Origin of the sequence: Atopococcus tabaci DSM 17538, from assembly GCF_000429585.1 — a bacterium.
GTDB lineage: Bacteria > Bacillota > Bacilli > Lactobacillales > Carnobacteriaceae_A > Atopococcus > Atopococcus tabaci.
In genome coordinates this window covers 40,342-57,887 of the sequence record NZ_AUCD01000003.1, presented here as the reverse complement: position 1 = coordinate 57,887, position 17,546 = coordinate 40,342, and the positions used below count along the sequence as shown (strand labels likewise).

The 17,546-nt window shown below is 49.2% G+C and carries 19 protein-coding genes; 3 read left to right on the top strand and 16 right to left on the bottom strand.

Translation table 11 applies throughout. The features are described from left to right. Positions 1-61: 61 nt before the first annotated feature. From G470_RS0101345 to G470_RS0101335, 5 genes are all read right to left on the bottom strand, one after another. Complete coding sequence (locus G470_RS0101345; RefSeq protein WP_028273257.1) at positions 62-877, bottom strand: carbohydrate ABC transporter permease; 816 nt, start codon at positions 875-877, stop codon at positions 62-64. A gap of 12 nt (positions 878-889) precedes the next feature. Continuing rightward, entirely contained in the window at positions 890-1,390 is a 501-nt protein-coding gene (locus G470_RS14800) for a carbohydrate ABC transporter permease (protein ID WP_240470621.1), read from the bottom strand. Further along, positions 1,359-1,631 carry a hypothetical protein gene (locus G470_RS14795; protein WP_240470620.1) on the bottom strand — a complete coding sequence of 91 codons (273 nt, stop codon included), beginning with the start codon at positions 1,629-1,631 and terminating at the stop codon, positions 1,359-1,361. The genes G470_RS14800 and G470_RS14795 overlap by 32 nt, the downstream gene beginning before the upstream one ends. Then, entirely contained in the window at positions 1,628-1,780 is a 153-nt protein-coding gene (locus G470_RS14790) for a hypothetical protein (protein WP_240470619.1), read from the bottom strand. Before G470_RS14790 ends, G470_RS14795 begins: the two co-directional genes overlap by 4 nt. Before the next feature lie 78 nt (positions 1,781-1,858). After that, a complete protein-coding gene (locus G470_RS0101335; RefSeq protein ID WP_028273256.1) occupies positions 1,859-2,929 on the bottom strand; it encodes an ABC transporter substrate-binding protein in 1,071 nt (356 codons plus the stop codon). A gap of 237 nt (positions 2,930-3,166) precedes the next feature. On the opposite strand from G470_RS0101335, the gene G470_RS0101330 reads away from it, so the two are divergent. Beyond that, positions 3,167-3,538 carry an iron chaperone gene (locus G470_RS0101330; RefSeq protein ID WP_028273255.1) on the top strand — a complete coding sequence of 124 codons (372 nt, stop codon included), beginning with the start codon at positions 3,167-3,169 and terminating at the stop codon, positions 3,536-3,538. Positions 3,539-3,740: 202 nt separating this feature from the next. Here the strand turns inward: G470_RS0101330 and G470_RS0101325 are convergent, their stop codons facing one another. From G470_RS0101325 to G470_RS0101315, 3 genes are read right to left on the bottom strand one after another with little or no spacing between them, the layout of a single operon-like run. Beyond that, positions 3,741-5,657 carry a PTS fructose transporter subunit IIABC gene (locus G470_RS0101325; protein WP_028273254.1) on the bottom strand — a complete coding sequence of 639 codons (1,917 nt, stop codon included), beginning with the start codon at positions 5,655-5,657 and terminating at the stop codon, positions 3,741-3,743. Then, positions 5,654-6,583: a 1-phosphofructokinase gene (gene pfkB / locus G470_RS0101320; RefSeq protein WP_028273253.1), complete on the bottom strand. Its 930-nt coding sequence runs from the start codon at positions 6,581-6,583 to the stop codon at positions 5,654-5,656. The genes G470_RS0101325 and pfkB overlap by 4 nt, the downstream gene beginning before the upstream one ends. Further along, positions 6,580-7,335 carry a DeoR/GlpR family DNA-binding transcription regulator gene (locus tag G470_RS0101315; protein ID WP_028273252.1) on the bottom strand — a complete coding sequence of 252 codons (756 nt, stop codon included), beginning with the start codon at positions 7,333-7,335 and terminating at the stop codon, positions 6,580-6,582. The genes pfkB and G470_RS0101315 overlap by 4 nt, the downstream gene beginning before the upstream one ends. A gap of 248 nt (positions 7,336-7,583) precedes the next feature. On the opposite strand from G470_RS0101315, the gene G470_RS0101310 reads away from it, so the two are divergent. Continuing rightward, positions 7,584-8,780 carry a bactofilin family protein gene (locus G470_RS0101310; protein WP_028273251.1) on the top strand — a complete coding sequence of 399 codons (1,197 nt, stop codon included), beginning with the start codon at positions 7,584-7,586 and terminating at the stop codon, positions 8,778-8,780. 256 nt (positions 8,781-9,036) lie between these two features. Here the strand turns inward: G470_RS0101310 and G470_RS0101305 are convergent, their stop codons facing one another. The 4 genes from G470_RS0101305 to G470_RS12320 all read right to left on the bottom strand — a co-directional run bounded on the left by G470_RS0101305 (position 9,037) and on the right by G470_RS12320 (position 11,750). Next, the gene (locus G470_RS0101305; protein WP_028273250.1) at positions 9,037-9,960 is read right to left on the bottom strand and encodes an aminopeptidase; all 924 of its coding nucleotides are present in this window, start codon (positions 9,958-9,960) and stop codon (positions 9,037-9,039) included. A 60-nt stretch (positions 9,961-10,020) separates the two neighbouring features. Next, positions 10,021-10,206 (bottom strand): glycine zipper domain-containing protein, encoded by a 186-nt coding sequence (locus tag G470_RS0101300; protein WP_028273249.1) that lies wholly within the window; start codon positions 10,204-10,206, stop codon positions 10,021-10,023. A gap of 279 nt (positions 10,207-10,485) precedes the next feature. After that, a complete protein-coding gene (locus G470_RS12325) occupies positions 10,486-11,169 on the bottom strand; it encodes an N-acetylmuramoyl-L-alanine amidase (RefSeq protein ID WP_051258353.1) in 684 nt (227 codons plus the stop codon). After that, a complete protein-coding gene (locus G470_RS12320) occupies positions 11,166-11,750 on the bottom strand; it encodes a sigma-70 family RNA polymerase sigma factor (RefSeq protein WP_051258352.1) in 585 nt (194 codons plus the stop codon). The genes G470_RS12325 and G470_RS12320 overlap by 4 nt, the downstream gene beginning before the upstream one ends. A gap of 309 nt (positions 11,751-12,059) precedes the next feature. On the opposite strand from G470_RS12320, the gene G470_RS0101285 reads away from it, so the two are divergent. Then, positions 12,060-12,983: a competence protein ComK gene (locus G470_RS0101285; RefSeq protein WP_028273248.1), complete on the top strand. Its 924-nt coding sequence runs from the start codon at positions 12,060-12,062 to the stop codon at positions 12,981-12,983. A gap of 67 nt (positions 12,984-13,050) precedes the next feature. Here G470_RS0101285 and G470_RS0101280 read toward each other — a convergent pair whose 3' ends face one another. The 4 genes from G470_RS0101280 to G470_RS0101265 all read right to left on the bottom strand — a co-directional run bounded on the left by G470_RS0101280 (position 13,051) and on the right by G470_RS0101265 (position 17,524). After that, positions 13,051-13,839, bottom strand: a complete 789-nt coding sequence (locus G470_RS0101280) for a hypothetical protein (RefSeq protein ID WP_028273247.1) — start codon at positions 13,837-13,839, stop codon at positions 13,051-13,053. A gap of 172 nt (positions 13,840-14,011) precedes the next feature. Continuing rightward, positions 14,012-14,866 carry a MurR/RpiR family transcriptional regulator gene (locus tag G470_RS0101275; RefSeq protein WP_028273246.1) on the bottom strand — a complete coding sequence of 285 codons (855 nt, stop codon included), beginning with the start codon at positions 14,864-14,866 and terminating at the stop codon, positions 14,012-14,014. A 17-nt stretch (positions 14,867-14,883) separates the two neighbouring features. Continuing rightward, complete coding sequence (locus G470_RS0101270; RefSeq protein ID WP_028273245.1) at positions 14,884-15,945, bottom strand: MupG family TIM beta-alpha barrel fold protein; 1,062 nt, start codon at positions 15,943-15,945, stop codon at positions 14,884-14,886. Between the two features lie 85 nt (positions 15,946-16,030). Continuing rightward, entirely contained in the window at positions 16,031-17,524 is a 1,494-nt protein-coding gene (locus G470_RS0101265; RefSeq protein ID WP_028273244.1) for a PTS transporter subunit EIIC, read from the bottom strand. Between the last annotated feature and the right edge of the window lie 22 nt (positions 17,525-17,546).

The following is a 17,546-nucleotide window of genomic DNA, read 5'->3' as shown; positions in this document are numbered from 1 at the left end:
AAAAACCTTATAATTGGACGCAAAAAAACCAGCCGATTCATCCGGCTGGTTCAGGAAGTGTTTACGCTTTGATGGATCCGGTCATGCCGGCCACGAAATGGCGTTGCATAAACAAGAACAACAACAGGGTCGGAATGGTGCTGATGACGATGGCCACCATCTGCACGCCGTAGTCGGTCACATAAGAAGCCGTCGTCAAACTGGAAATCAACAGCGTCACGGTGTACCGGTCTTCCATCTGCAGCACCACCAACGGCAGCAGGAAACTGTTCCATGAGTTCATGAAGGAATAGATGGCCGCCGCTGCAAACGTCGATTTCATCATCGGAAACACGATCCGGAAAAAGATGGTGTAACTTCCGGCGCCTTCCATCCGGGCAGAATCGACGATTTCATCTGGAAAGGACTTAAAGCTTTGACGGAACAAGAAAATCAAAAAGATGTTCGAGACAAACGGGAGGATAATCGCGATGTGCGTGTTGATTAACGTGAATCTGGCCAGCATCCGGAACAGCGGCACCACGAGCGCCGCGAACGGAATCATCATAAACAGCAACAATATGGCGTAGATGATTTCACTTTTGCGCGTCCGGAATTTTTCAAATCCATGTCCTGCCAATGAGGTGACCAGCACGCTTAATACCACCGTCGTCAACGACACTTTCAACGAGTTGCCCAAGATACGCATCATATCGTAATTGCCGAACAAATTCTGCCAGTTTTCCAGAAAATGGGAACCGAACGTCAATTTTCCTGAGACGATGTCGTTTGATGTATTCGTGGCCCCTACAATCATCCAATAGAACGGGAAAACAGAGATGATGGTGCAGAGAATTAAAAATGTGTACTTCGCTATGTTTAGAATCGGTCGTTTCATGTCGGTTCCCTCCTATCTTCGATTGGTGACTTTCATCTGTATCACGGACAACAGGGCCACGATCACAACCAACGCCCATGAAAGGGTGGCGGAATAGCCGAAGTTGGACGTGAACACAAACGAATGTTTATAGATCAATTGCGCCGCCGTCAATGTCGCATTTGCCGGCCCGCCTCCCGTCAAGTTGACCACCTCATCGAAGAGCTGCAACGTTCCGATGGTGGAGGTGATGGAGGTAAACAAAATTACCGGCTTCAATTGCGGAATGACGACCTGAAACAAGGTCTGTGCAGGCGAAGCACCGTCGATTTGCGCGGCTTCCAAGGTGTCTTTGGAAATGTTTTGCAGACCCGCCAAGTAGAAAATCATGTTATAACCAGTCCATCGCCAACAAAGCGCGACTACGACCAATACCCGGGCCCAAAAGGTACTGTTCAGCCAGTCGATTGAAAAATCGAGAATCCCGATGGGCATCAAAAAATCATTGACCACCCCGCCGATTTGAAACATCATCCGGAACAACACCGCATAAGAGACCAACGACGTCACGCTCGGCAGGAAAAGTGCCAGGCAAAAAGAACGTCCGGCCTTTCAACCGCGGCGAATTCAAAATAAACGCCAGAATCAACCCCAGAACCAACATGATCGGCACTTGGAAAATCAAAAAAAGAAAGTTGTTGAACAGGGCCTGCCGGAACACGGGGTCCTGCAGCATCCGCACGTAGTTTCCCAGCCCCACAAACGTACTGTTCAATCCCTGCATGCTGTGCAGCGAGAGATAGATGGAATAAATAATCGGTACAACAGGAACACACTGCTCAACAAGATGGAAAAGATCGTAAACTTCCAGACTTCGCGGTTGTCTTTCCTGGAACGTTTGACTGATTGCTGTAACTTCTTCATGAGAATCCCTCCAAACTGCAAAGAAAACGAAAAGACGGTCATCGCCAAGTGGGAAACAACCGTCTTTCCACTGCTTTGTTATTGCTGACCAACTTGCATGTTGTAGTATTCTTCGGCCTGCTGGATCATGTCATCCAACGAAATTTCCCCATCCATGTATTGCTGCATCACTGACCGGAACGCTTCCCCGCCTTGCGCTGGAATGTACGTCCCAACCGCCCCGTTTTCCACCAAGATTTCTTGATAGAACTCTTCGTTTCCGGCAAATTGGGTTTCCAACAGTTCGATGGCGGCTTCTTTATTCGGGGAATCTTCCCAAACATACCAGCTCGCACCGCCGAGGTTCGTGTACGGTGTGGCATTGTCCACTGTCTCCAACTGCGGCACATTGGTGTAAGCCCACAAACCGGATTGGTCTTCTGCGGAACGGATTGTTGCCGAATACCAAATCGCGGAGTTGACTGCAGCAACATCTCCGCTCGTCACAGCGCCCACCGCTTCAGGAGAGAAATAGTCCACCGGCATCGCCATCTGCATGTAATGCGTGCCCCGTCCCGGAATGAATACAAGGAACCATTTGCCCGTCGCTTCTTTGACGTCTTTTCCGATTTCGACAAATTCGGACCACGTCAAATCTTGCATGTCTTCTTGTGTATATCCTGCCTGCTCGAGGTAATCGGTTCGGTAGTACAACCCGGCAGAACCGGAATCGAACGGCACCACGTATACCCCGTCGTTATGTGAAACCAAATCTACTTTGTAATCCGCAAATTGGCTCATGTCTATGTGCTCAGACAATTCTGAGAATTTGCCTTCGTAACCCGTCAGCATGCGCTGGGCGTCGTAGTCATCCATCAAGACGATATCCGGCAGTCCTTCCGACACTCCGGATGTGAACCCGGAAATCAACCGCTGCATCACGTCTTCGTTTGCCATCTCCACGACTTCCACGTTTGGTGCGCCGTCCACTTGTTCCGTGTAATATTGCCCGGCTTTTTCCATGATCGGCACGTTGAAGTTGGCGTCCCACGCCCATACTGTCAGCGTATCGCCACCTGCACCGCCGCCTTCTGATCCTTCAGGCGGCTGCGTTCCATCCGTTCCGCCACACCCCGCCAGAGCACCCACAATTCCAATCCCAACATCCAAGAAAGAACTTTCTTCATTCCAGTCCCTCCGTTCTCTATTCTTGTGAAAGCAGTTTCTTTCAGTTGAATCCATTTAAACACAGGAATGCAAAAATAAAGGAATAGAAACGCTTGGAAGCAGCGGTCAATCGTAAGCGGCAAACGCTTCTCGTTGCGCACTTTGGAGAAAGATGCATTGATTCCATAGTGTTTTCTTTGTATAGTTAAACTGCAAAATTGTATTTGGAGGAGTGTACAAATGGACGCATTTAACGAATTTTTATCCGGTATTGACCATCCGGAACAGCGCCAGCGCACAGAAGAAGTACTGACTTGGGTGAAAGACACCTTTCCAAATCTAGTCCCTGTGGTGAAATGGAACCAGCCGTTGTTTACCGAGCATGACACGTATATCATTGGTTTCAGTGTGTCGAAGAAGCACTTGGCCGTCGCACCGGAACAGGCGGGCATCCATCATTTTGAAGAAGAAATTCAGTTGGCGGGCTATGACTATACGAAGGAACTCATCCGGATGAGCTGGGACAAACCGGTCAACTACCCTCTTCTCCAAAAGATCATCGAGTTCAACATCCAAGACAAAGCCGACGCCACAACTTTTTGGCGGAAATGACGGCAACCCGACCCGTTTTTTAGAATGAGTTTGGGTCAAAACGGAGAATGACCTCAACTCAGACGGAATTTTTTTACGAGTTTGCATCAAACAGCGAAATGACCGCAACTCAACTAAAATGAACCCGCGAGTTTGGGTCAAAGAGCCTTTAAAACGAAAAAAAAGACTGAAGCCCGCGCTTCAGTCTCTTTCGTATTTTCTCTTAACTTAATTCTTCGCTTGAGATGGTGGCGCCTTCGCGGTTTTCAATCGATGGCTTCCACAGTCCCAAGACCAACGCCGAAACGGCTGTTCCAATCAACAGGGCCAAGAGGAACATCAACGGGCGTTCCGCCAGGGTGATGACGAAGATGCCGCCGTGTGGAGCTGGAATGGAGACATTCCAGAATTGTGTCAACCCGCCTGCAATCGCGGAACCAAGAATGGAAGATGCGATGACGCGGATCGGGTCTGCCGCTGCGAAAGGAATGGCGCCTTCCGTAATGAACGAAGCGCCCATGACAAAGTTGGACAGTCCGGATTTGTGTTCCACATCCGTGAACTTATTGCGGAACAACACAGTCGCCAATCCGATCGCCAACGGTGGAATCATTCCGCCGGCCATGACCGCCGCCATCAAGCTTCCGTCCCCGGTGTCGGTGAAAATTCCAATGGAGAACGCATACGCTGCTTTGTTGAACGGACCGCCCATGTCGATGGCCATCATGCCGCCCAATACGGTGCCGAGAAGAACCGCGTTTCCGGTTCCCAAGTTTTCCAACACGCCGATCATTGCGTTATTGATGGTGGCAAAAATAGGTCCGACGAGGAAGTACATCAACAATCCGACCAAGAGCAAGCCCAGCACGGGGTAAATCAAAATGGGTTTCAACCCGGCCAAGGATTTCGGCATAAACTGGAACGCTTTTTTCAACCAGACCATGAGGTACCCGGCTAAGAACCCAGCGACCAGACCCCCAAGGAATCCGGCGTTGCTATTGACGGCCAATAGTCCGCCCGCCATCCCCGGCAGCAGTCCTGGACGGTCGGCAATACTCAACGCGATGTACCCGGCAAGAATCGGAATCAAGAAGTTGAACGCAGCGCTTCCAATATCATTGAACGACGTGAACCAAATACTTTCAGAACCGAATTGGCTTTCAAACAAGAAAGAGATGGCCAACAAAATTCCGCCCCCTACCACAAACGGCAGCATATGCGAAATTCCGTTCATCAGGTCTTTGTAGATGCTTCCCCAAGCAGATTGGTTTTCATCCGGCGTTTCTGCACGGGAAATTTCGTTTTCGTCGACGTGAAGTACCGGCGCTTGGCCTTCCACTACCCGATTCAACAAGTCTTCCGTTTTGTTGATGCCGTCACTGACCGGACGCTGCAACACCGGTTTGCCGCTGAAACGGTTGATTTCCACTTTTTTGTCCGCCGCGATGATGACACCGTCTGCGCGCCGGATTTCATCATCCGTCAACGGGTTTTTCACCCCGTCGGATCCGTTGGTTTCCACGCGGATGTCGATGCCCATCTCGTTGGCTTTCTTTTTCAACGCGTCTTCCGCCATATAGGTGTGAGCGATACCGGTCGGGCAGGCAGTGACCGCCACGACAAACGGCCGTTTCGTTTCCGCTTCCGGAGCTGGCTGGGCTGCGCGGGTTTCTTCCGCTTCTCGTTCCTCTTCTTTGCCCGCGAACAACTGAAGCACGTCATCCGGCGTCTGTGCCTGCTTCAATTCAGCCACCAGTTCAGGATCCACCAACGAACGCGACAAGGAAGCCAGCACTTCCAAGTGAACGTTGTTTCCGCCTTCGGGAGCTGCAATCATGAACAGCAAATGAACCGGCTGCCCGTCCAGTGATTCAAACTCTACACCTTTTTGGCTTTTGGCAAAGACAACCGCCGGCCGCCGGACCGCTCTGTTCTTCGCGTGCGGCATCGCAATCCCGTCACCCAGCCCGGTGGAAGTCTGCGCTTCGCGGTCCATGATGCCCTGCTTGTAGACTTTGATGTCATCGATAATGCCGTGCTCATAGAGCTGCGCGATCATCTCATCAATCGCCGCTTCTTTTGTTTCGGCCTGCAAATCCATGATCATCAATTCTTTCAATAAAATGTCTCTGATTTTCATTTTGTACTCTCCCTTTCTATTTCTTGAACGTTGATTTCCGGCAAGAGCCGCTCGATTTGTTCTTTCGTCGCCAAATCTTCTTCAAACGCCGTGGCGCTGCCGCATGCCAAACTGATGCGGAACGCTTCCAACGGGTCGCGCGTTTTCCAATATGTGCCGACAAATCCGGCTATCATCGAGTCACCGGACCCAACGGAATTTTTTACGGTTCCTTTAGGGGCGCTGCCTCTGTAGACGCCTTCATTTGTGAAGAGCACCGCTCCTTTTTCCGCCATCGAAATGATCGCATGCTCTGCACCTGCTTCGAGCAGTTTTTGCCCGTACTTGAAGATGTCTTCTTCGGATTCCAATGTGACGCCGAACAATTCCGCCAATTCATGGTGGTTCGGTTTGACGACGAGCGGGCGGTACTGCAGCGCCTGCTTGAGTTCTTTTCCCGTGGTGTCGATGACAAACCGACATCCTGAAGCCGTGATGCGCTGAATGATTTGTTCGTAATAGTCCGCGGGCAGGTTGGCGGGTTTGCTGCCGGAGAGGATAACAATGTCTTCCGGGCCGAATCCGCTGACTTTATTTAGAAATTCTTGAGCTGTTTTTTCCTCAATCGCAGGACCTTTGCCGTTGATTTCCGTTTCTTCGGCGGCTTTGAGTTTGACATTGATGCGTGTGATATCCGGGACTGGCGTGAAAGCCGTCTCTACCCCTTCTTCATTCAATTTTCCTTGGATGAACCTTCCAGTGAAACCGCCCATGAAACCCAGCGCCGTATTTTCGTATCCCAATCGTTTCAAAATACGGGATACGTTGATGCCTTTTCCTCCGGGAAGAAACTGTTCCTCTTGAATGCGGTTCAACCCTCCGACGTTCAGTTCATCGACCCGGATGATGTAATCGATCGACGGGTTTAAAGTGACCGTATAAATCATTTTGCTGCCTCCCATACTTTTGTCCGTCTGTTGAATGCCTCTTGCTCGCGCGACGCCAAGTGGTCGGTGATTACCACATAATCTTCCAGTTCGCCAACTTTTGAAAAACTCACTTGGTGAAATTTCGAATGATCCGCCAACACGTAGCTCTGATTGGCGTGGCTGCCCGCCAGCCGTTTGATGGCCGCTTCTTCCACATCAGGTGTGGTGCAGCCAAACTCTTCGTCAATTCCGTTCATGCCGAGAAACGCTTTGCTGAAGCGGTACCCGCTGAGCTGCTCCTGGGCGGTGGCGCCGATAATCGCTTTCGTTTTCAACTTGATTTGACCGCCTAAAAGAATCGTGGCGATGTTGTGCTCCGTCAAGAGCTGCGCATGGCTCACTCCGTTGGTGACCACCAGCAAGTTTTGAATACCTTCCAAATAAGGGATGACTTCATATGTCGTGCTTCCGGCATCCAGAAACAAAATGTCCTCTTCCTCCACCAATCCGGCTGCGAATCGGGCAATCTGCTGTTTTTCTTGAATGTTTTTGGCGGATTTTTCTTCCATTTCCGGTTCAGAAGACATCGTATACACGCGTTTGGCTCCCCCATGAACACGAACAAGCACGCCTTCTTCTTCCAGCTGCGACAAATCCCTCCGCACCGTGGACTCTGAACACCCTAACTCCTCCATTAATTCTTGGGTTTTCAAGGTGTGTTCTTTTTGTAATTTTTCGATTATATATTGATGGCGCTCTTCTGTAAGCACTTTCTTCACCTCGTGATTACTATATCACCTCTGTCATTCAAAATCAATCATTTTCCGTCATAAACCTTCAAATATTTGAGTGGCATTTAGTACCTCCCAAACCTGTTTAGTGATAGAATGAATTTGATAAAAAGACACTCGTTATCTTTCTCCCGCCCTTTTACTCATATGTCATGCTTCCGGTTTTTACTAAAAGGAGTGGTGCCTCAATTTATGAGCTGCGGTTGCTGGGTAAAATGGGGTGGATCATGAGAAACGATCAACAAAATCAGCGGAAATGGCTCCGACTGGTGTATATAGTGACGTTATTGGTGATGGCGCTGTCCGTTTTCTCCTTATCCGTCCATGCGTCTAATATGAACCGGATGAGCGATACACTTGTACTGGCGGAAGGCGATACGATTGACGGACCGGGATTCTTTTCAGGTGATGTGGTTCAAATTGACGGGACGGTAAACGGAACAACTTTCGCATCCGGGCAGTCGATTCAAGTGAACGGAACTATCAACGGCTCGTTGTTCGCGGCAGGCCAAACGGTGATTATCAACGGTGAAGTCACCGGGAACATTTATGGTGCAGGTCAGACAATCACGATGAACGGGCAAAATGAGCAAGACGGTTTTCTGGCCGGGGCTACAATAACGGTCAGTCAAGACGCACAAATCGGTCGAGACCTCTTCATGACGGGCTCCACCCTCGTGCAGTTAGGAACGCTCTCGCGTCATCTGTTTGGAGCCGGTCAACGGTTTACGCTGGATGGTTCGGTTGGGGGCGATACCAACTTTGATGTGGAGCAGTTGACCTTGGAGGATTCTGCAGTCCTTGAAGGGGATTTGAATTATACCAGTCCGAATGAAGCGACGATTCATCCGGATGCAACCATCAATGGGCAGACCGATTTTCAGCGAAGGTCGCAGGAAAATAGGCGCCCCGCTCCGCCTACCACTTCAGAACGTGTCATCGCCACGCTGCTTGGTATCTTGTGGAGCTTGTTGAGTGCGCTGTTGGTTTGGCTTTTATTCAAGTTGTGGCGTTCGGATTTTTGGATGAACACGATTCCGCCTATCGCAGCAGTTCCCTTGAAAACTATGGGGTTCGGTTTGTTGGCCTTGCTGGTCACTCCGTTAGTGGTTGTGTTGTTGATGATTACAGTCATCGGTATTCCTCTCGCTTTGATTCTTGCGGCGTTGTACGCCATCTTCTTGTATCTTTCGAAAATTGTTGTGGCGGTCTTTATCGGCTCATGGCTGGCCAATCGGTTCCACTGGGAAAATCTTCATAGGGAAATTTGGCTGGTGCTCATTGGTTTGGTGATTTTGGAACTGCTGGATTTGATTCCGTTTGTCGGCGGTCTGGTTGGCTTGTTGGTCGCCATCACCGGTCTCGTCGCATTGATTCTTTCCCACTACCGGAGACCCGCTGCACCGGAAGTGACCTCACCGTAAATGGTGTCTCCCCTCGTTTGGTGAGGGGAGTTTTTGTTTGAGTGGCTCCACTTTTACGTGAGCGGCTGTCTCACGAAAGAGTGAGATGAAAAAGAAGGTTTGCTTTTACGTGAAAAGTTGTTCCACGAAAGAGTGAGCTAAAAAAACTACCCCACTTTTCCGTGGCAATGACCTTCATGGAAAAGTGGGACCCCCATTCGATTCGACGAAACAAAAAAGCTGCTCCTCTTTGATTGCGGGGCAGCTTTTTCATTCATTACATCACTTTTTCATCGTCAATCCAGACACTTGGTTTTGTGGTCACACAATCGATGTGGACTCCGGCTTCGTTGATTCCGCCGAATGGCTTGTTGCTTCCGAAAGCGATGTGGACGGTGCCGTAGACTTTTTCGTCTTCCAATACCACACCGGTGATTCGGGCAGCTGTGTTGGTGCCGATTCCGAATTCCGCAATAATTCGTCCGTTGCCGTCTCCAAGAAGGTCCAGCAGCTTGCGGCCCATTTCGCCGGACGCATCCACCAAGCGACCTTGTTCGATCGTCAAAACAACCGGCTCATCCACTTTTCCAAGTTGGGCGATACTGCCGTCGACGACAAATTTTCCGTTCGCGGAATCTTCCAACGGGGCGGTGTACGCTTCTCCAGAAGGGATGTTTCCTGCTTCCCCTTTGTTTCGGAAAATGCCCGTACTTGGAATGCCTTTGCGGCCGTTGATGGAAAACTCAACGGTTTCGCCGTCTTTTTCGATGCGGACAGAACGCCCTGTTTCAAGCAGTCCGGCAAAACGAGCTGTCAACTGTTCGACTTCTTCCGGGTCTGCAGTGATCGCGCCCTCTTCCAGCATATCCAACGTGATGCCCGGCATGGTGCCGATACGTGTGTCTTCTGCGGAGGCTTCTTTGCGGGCTTTTGTATGCGTGAGTGACGCTTTGGTGATGCACAGCGCGACATCCGCGGCTTTCATTGCAGCCGCAACCGAAACCGGCGGCTCTTCACCGGACGTGTAAATTGCCGGCATCTGTATCCACGCAACCTCATTTCCCAATGCTTTCCCGGCATTGTAAAAATGTTCCGCGATGGACGCCAACTCGTCATCCGTCACGATCAACAAACTTTCTGTTTCTTTTAAATCAAAATTATTTTGGAACACTTTTTTGGCGTTTTCTATGTAAGAAGCCATATGGTTCCTCCTTTTCTCTTTTCTTTATCGTACCATACTTTTTTTGTCAAACTCGAGCGTTTATTCGTTGTCGTCCTTTTTCTTACTTTGACTTGCTCCGTATGCTGCTCCGAAAGCAATACCCAACGCAATGCACACTCCCAAATTATCCAACAGCAGTCCGAAAACAACCCCAAAAGAAATCCCAAGCGCCATGCCAGACCCCATTGAAAATGACAACTGCTCTTTTTTCGGTTCTTTTTTCATTTCCGTCACTCCTCTTGTATTCCTTCTTTAGTATACAGAAAAACGTTTCCAGGTGGGATATTCTTTAAAAATGAAAAAACCCCCATCCACAATGGACGGGGGTTTTCCCTTATATAGATCTATATGGGCACTTGCTATAGCAAGTTGGTATTTCACTATGTGAACTCACTATAACATGTTTGGAAAAAGTTTCCAGTGAATTTTAAAAAATTCGCAATTCTGACAAACTTTTCGGATAACTTTGTCTTATTTAATTTTTTTCTTTCTTTTTTGCGTATCTTATTTATTTAAGATGACAGCGTCAAATCCTGCTCGTTTCAGCTCTCGAATCTGTGCTTCCGCATTCTCTATTTTTGAAAAAGCACCCGTTTGGACCCGATATAATTGTTTCTTCTTTGATTGGGGCGAGACATACGACACGCCCAGACTGGGACAGAGTGTTTGAACCACCGCTTCCGCCGCTTGATAAAATGTGTCTTCCCGGCTGTAGACAGCATGGTCTTCGCGGTTGTCGATAAAGCCGTATTCAAGAATCACCGTCCGGGTATTCCCGGTCAAGCGGTGCATGTAATACCAATCCTGTCCGGTGCTGTTCTTTTTACTGAACACGCGTCGAAACGGGATGCCGGCTGCTTTTGAAACCGCCCGGGCGAGGTCTTCCGCCATCTCCTTTCCTGCATAAATCGAATGGATGGCTTCCACTCCCCGTGCCTTCCCGTTGAATGCATTCCAATGGTTGCTGAGACAATAGTCGTACTTGTTTTTGATCTGCGCTGTACGCTGCGCCGGCTCCAATGTCGCATCGGTCGATCGAGTCAACGCCACATCGGCTCCCAATTCTCTCAAACGGGCATATTGGTAGATGCTGATTTTACGCGTCCACTCTTTTTCTTTTGTCCCGAATCCGACAGCTCCCGGATCTTTTCCTCCATGTCCCGCATCGATGATGAGTGATTTTTTCATCTTTGTTCTCCTCCTTGTTGTGCTTGTCCCGTTTCATTTTTCAATACCGGTAAAAAGTGACGCAGCTTGTGACCGATTTTTTTGCGGCGAGTGTACACCGTTTTGCGGATCACTCCATATTTCTCCGCCATCTCGGTCGATGTCAGCTGATGCAGTACCAAATCCACCAAGTACCGCTGCTCTGTTTCTGTCAGCAACGACAGCATACTGCGGACCAGTTCCCTCTCCACCTGGCTGTCTTCCACGGGGGACTGGTCATCCGGATACAACGTGTCGAATGTTTCCGGCAGTCCTGTTTCATGTTCGGTTTTCTTTTGCGCCTTTCGCAACAAGTCCAACAAGTGCCAGCGCACTCTTTGATAGGCATACCCGGCGAATGGATTCCGGCTGTTTGTGTGATCCACCGTTTCTGGATACGTTTCGTACGCTTCCACCAGTTTCATCAACCCATGTTGCGCATAGTCCTCGTAGTCCGGATGTGTGCGGAGGATTTCCAACCGCTTCATCGCTCCATAAACAATTCCAGCGTATTGTTCGAAAAACGCCGCTTCCTTTTCAGGTGTCAATCTGCGTTTCGTCATTTCTCATCGTCCTTTATGTTTGGTACAAGGCCTTGTTCTCCTTCATCCTACTTTGGGACAACACACTTTGACAAAACGCCAAACGTCCATGAATTGGCGCCGTATTCTCTGCTTTTTCCAATTCCGTTTCAAAAGCCCCCACTTTAGAATAAAAACAACTCTTTTCTCACTCTTTTTTTAATATAAAGTGGAGGTTAATCGGAAACACACAAGACAAAGTGAATAAAAATAAAAATCCGCTTGTATTTTTATGTGGGTATCGCTTACAATATTATGTGAAATAAATAACATGAAAAGGAGGCAGGTCACATGGTCGATTGTTTTGAAGAACGTCAACATGAGAAATTTTTCTTTAGGTGGAAGGAAGGCTTCACAAACCGTTCGTTGTTTTCCGATCGAAACGGGCACCGACTCTCTAAAGAAGATTATTTCAATGAGCCGATTCCTCATGAGCCACCGGCCGTATTTCCTGTGTATCACACAACGATAGATCCGTTGAAGATTAAAACCGATTTGTTGACGGAGGTGTTGGACATCAGTTTCGAATGCCCGCATATTCTGGTCAATGAAGACACGCTGTATATTTTGGATATCAGCGAACAAGATGCGACTTCTTACAACACCCTCGTCTTTCAACTGAAGGATGCGCCGTTGAAGACGAAAGAAACCTCTAAACAATTAATGGACCGGTATTTCGAACACAAACGGTTCCCGTATACGGTGAATAAGAAAATCCACAAGTACTTCGGATTTACCCAGCGGTGTCCCTACATTTCCGGGGAAACTGTCTTTGTTCCGGACCGCGGCACCAGTAAGCAACCAGCAAGTTGGTATGCAATGCATCACGTGCTGCATGCCACGTTTGAGTCCACTCTCAAGCAGACTGTTTTGAATTGCCGTATGCACCGCCAACTTGTGCTGCCGCTTGAAAAGGCGGCATTCAAACAACAACTGGTCCGTGTTGCGACGGTTTACCTGGCGCAGCGGAAAATGCGGGATGAGATGATGGCTCATGGAAATTATGTCCGTGTGCCGGAGTCGTATGGGTCTGAAAACATCATACATAAACAACTCAAGGAACAAGCATATCCGTTCTTTGAATACTCTTTTTATGACTTTCTCGATTACATCATCCACCGGGCGACCTCCAATGAGTTGGTCCGCATCCTGGAAGCGGAAAACCCCTATCTGGACGATCTTTCTGAGGAGTACAAGTTTCCTACTCTTGGTTGAAGGAAAACAGCGGTACAAAAAATAGGCATTCGCCCCTAAGGAGACGAATGCCTCTCTATGTTGTGGTTTAGTTGAACTCACCCGTAATCGGGTCCATCACCGACAGTCTTCCACTGCTCAAGTCGTACTGGTAAATGCCTGTCATATTGGAGATTTCCACATCGCCTTGCAGGTTGGAGTGGCGGATTTCCACTTGGTACAGGGTTGCATCCAGTTTGACCAAGAAAAACTGGTGCCCTTCCGCATCAAACGGCAGCTGGGAGATGACGGCTTCCAAAATTTGTTGTTCTTCTTCGTAAGGGTCGGTTTCTAACTCGTTAGTGGGTTCGGATGGGAACTCTGAGGATGGTTCGGTTTCTTCTGGCGGCGTTTCTTGCGGTTCAACGGACGAACTCGATGATTCTGGTTCCGTATCGGGAGTTTCTTCGATAGTTGATGTCTGAGAGGCGGCGTTTGGAGTGGACGGAGGTGTGCTTTCTTCTGCTGAGGGTTTTGTTCCTGATTCGGGAACTTCTGTTGCTGTTTCGGTTTCGATCTCGGGTGCGGCTTCTTCCGGCACAGTGTCCGACGGCGCTTCTTCATGGACGGCCGTCTCTTCCTGCGGGATTGCTTCTTCGTTTTCCGGTTCAAGAGCTGCCGTTTCGATGGTTTCAATCGGAGCAGGTTCATATACAACCGCCGCAAACAGCGCTGGACTTCCATAGAGGAAGCGGACCGAACTTTCTTGTGTTTGCTGCGCGACTTTTTCTATAGCGGGAGGCGGCAGTTCCACCTCGGAGCTTTCAACCGGTGAAGCCGTTGACGAATAGCCAAGCAGCAGCGTACTGAATAATAAGTAAAGCCAACCTTTTTTCATGACTTTTCCTCCTGTTCAGGAACGTTTATGAACTTTTTTGTTACCGCTTACTTTAACTATCTTTATTATATCATTCAGATATCTTTTTCCATAAAAAAACATCCTCTTGGTATATTTAAACAAAAGAGCCCCACTTGTCCGTAAGGTTGTTCGTTACGGACAAGTGGTCTTATCAGTTGTTGCTGTAGTGGTCGATTTCCGCACGTGAATGGCGGGTATTTTGGATGACCCGGTCGTAGTTACGTGAAGCGTAAGTGTAAAACAACACATCCACCACCAGGAACTGGGCGTGCAGCGAACTCGTTGCCGCGCTCCGGAGCTCTTCTTCTTTTGCCCGCACCGTCTGCAGAGAGACATCCACCTTCGACGCAATGGTGTTGCCGCCAAACCGTGTCAAGCCGATGGTGGTGCACCCGTTGTCTTTGGCAATCTGGACAATTTTGCTTACTTCTTTCGTTTCTCCGGAATTGGAGATGCCAAAAAAGACGGTGTTCTCATCGCTTCCCGCCAAAGCAGCCACAAGGTTGTGCGGATCGTTGGGACAAACGCAAGTCTTCCCGATGCGGCTCCATTTTTGGGCAATATTTTGCGCCACCAATTGGGAGGCACCGATTCCGAACACATAAATCACCGACGCTTTTTCCAGTGCATCAACAGCTGCAAACAATCGGTCTTTGTTCAAAATCGATACAGTATCCTGCATCGACTGGAAGGCATTCCCCAACAATTTATCCATGATGTCGTCAATCTTTTCATCCGCAGTGATGTCCGCATACCCTGTGGGACTGGTATGGCTGATTTCGCCGGAAACCATGACTTTCAACTGGGTGAAACTCTCCACTCCAAGGCGTTTACATAAACGGATGACCGTTGCGGCACTAGATTTTGCTTCTGTTCCAAGTTGGGAGGCCGTCATATTCACAATGGTTTCCGGTGAATGAAGGATCACTTCTGCAATTTTTTTCTCTGCTTTCGGCAAATCCTCCATGATACTGGCGATTCTTCCCAGCACATTATGTCCAGCCATAGGTCATTCTCCTCTGTTCATTCTACATAAAATTGAAATTTGTCGTCCGGGCCGATATAGTTCAACAACCCGACGGTTCCTTCTTTGAGATGAGCCAACACATTGACACGGTCATCTTGGGGCAACATTTTTTTCGTGATTTGGATTTCCCCCGCGTAGCGCCCGTATCGCACATTGTCTATCGTAACACATCCGACGGGTCTTTCGGTACAATATTTCGGCTGAATCACTTGGTCCTGCAACGTCAAACGGGATTCAGAAGCCCGGACGACATCCGCCGCCACATCGGGACGGTTGGCATGAACCGCATAAAAATTCTCCGGTAGCACCTCTTCATCCACCACCTCCACCGGCAGTTGGATAATCCGCTCCGTCACCCATTTCATCAATCGGCGCATGCTGGACGGGGCAAGAGAAATATCCCCAATGAACACCTCATCCACGAGGCAGTGGCGCATCAAATCCAAATAAGCTTCCAAAGGATCCATGTCCCGGTGTTCTTCCAAGGTCGGCAGCCCCGCATAAACTGGTCCGCGCTTTTCTCCGTCGCCGGCGATGAAGGCCATGACGGAAAAACCTTTCTCTTTCAAGTACCGGTTTCTTTCCAGGAAAAATTGGTGGTCCAACCCGGTGTTCTCCCGCGGGTAATAATTGTGGCAGACTGTCACTTGGGACAAATCGATGCCGGCTTGTTCCAATTCATTGCAGTAAGCTTCATCGATGGTGCTCGCGTTCAGCACCAAATGAAAGCGGCCTGCCAACTCTTTGATGTCTTCCATTGAAAACCCGAAATCCAGACGGATGACGCCTACTCCCTGTTGTGTCAAGAAATCGGAGAGCGCATCCTTTTCCAAACCGTACTGGCTGGCCGTGTTGGACGACACATCCACCATCAGTTCCATCTCCCAGTCTTTCATCAAACGAGTCACTTCCCGCAGCACATCCAACGTCTGGGAAGGATCGTCTTCAGGGATATGGAGGGAGGTGAACACTTTCCGGATTCCCGCTTCTTTCATTTCTTTGAGGAGGTGTTTGTTTTTTTCCGTTCCTTGTGATAAATACAATGACGCTCCTAACATGCTTTCGGCTCCTTTAATTGTTTGATTCAAAAAGAATAGTGCAGAACCCAACAGTTGGATTCTACACTATCCGGTCTTTTGCACCTTAGATATTCATGGCTTCTTCTACAGTCGGTTGGCTGGAATCATCTGCTTCAGACGGTTCCATCGCTTCAGCCGGTACTCCGAAGAAGTACGTGACGAGGAATCCGCCTGTGTAAGCTGCAAGAAGTCCTGCAACATATGCCCACCACAAGCCGTCCACAATCAATGGAATCAAGGCCACACCACTTGGACCAATTGCGCTGGCACCGACGCCGCCGATTGCTCCGATGACCGCTCCGCCGATACCGCCGCCGATACATGCTGTGATGAAGGCACGTCCGAGTGGCAAGGTTACTGCGTAAATCAACGGTTCACCGATACCAAGAATTCCGACCGGCAAAGCTCCTTTAATCATGTTGACCAATTGTTTGTTTCTACGTGCTTTCACCCAAAGGGCAATAGCTGCTCCCACTTGTCCGGCACCCGCCATCGCCAAAATCGGCAGCAACTGGGTGGAACCGGTCTGTGCAATCATTTCGATATGAATCGGTGTCAAGATTTGGTGCAAACCGAACATCACCATCGGCAAGAACAAGCTGCCCAAGATGAAACCGGCTACTGCTCCTCCGATTTCAAGGACGGTTGTAATGAAGCCGACCAACCCAGAGGAAATCGCACCTGCCAAAGGCATGATGATGAAAATGGTGAACAATCCGACAGCCAGCAGTGACAGCGTCGGCGTCACAATGATGTCCACTGCGTTCGGCACCACTTTGCGCAACTGTTTTTCCACTACAGACAAAATCCATACAGCTGCGATAACACCAAGGATTCCACCCTGTCCTCCAGCCAAATCTCCGCCTGTGAAGATGTTTGGAAGAGGCATTTCCGGGTTCATGTTCGTCAAATAAATGATACCACCGATGATCCCGCCGAGACCTTCCGTTGCACCGAAGACTTTCGCTGCGTTGATCCCTACGTAGATGTTTAGGTAACCAAATAATCCTGATTGAATAATACCTGCGACCATGACAAAGTATTGCCATCCGGCTCCTTCAATGGTTCCGGCTGTTAAAAGGTTGGTAAAGATGGATGCGATTCCGCCGATGATTCCCGATCCAACGAATGCTGGAATCAATGGAATGAAGATGCCCGCGATAGAACGCAGCACCCGTCTGAGCGGCGTATCGTGTTTTTTCTTCTGTTTGGCTTTGTTCTCAGCTGCCCGTCGTTCCGCTTCTTCTTTGCCTGTCTTAAATTGATTGACATCTGCACTCGGTGCCGCTTCCGTCTGCATCTCCACACCGGCATTTTTCGCCATTTCCTGCGCAACCTTCACAGACAACCCCGGTCCCAAAATGACTTGCAGGGTATCTTGGTTGACCACCCCTAAGACTCCGTCAATCTGTTTCAATTTGTCTTCGTGGACTTTGCCTTCGTCCCGAATCGTCAAACGAACACGGGTCATACAGTTGACTACATTGTCCACGTTTCCAGGACCTCCGATTTGCTCGTATATTTGACGAGCGAGGACTTTTTCGTCTTTGTTTGCCATTTCGTTTTCCTCCTTATTGTGC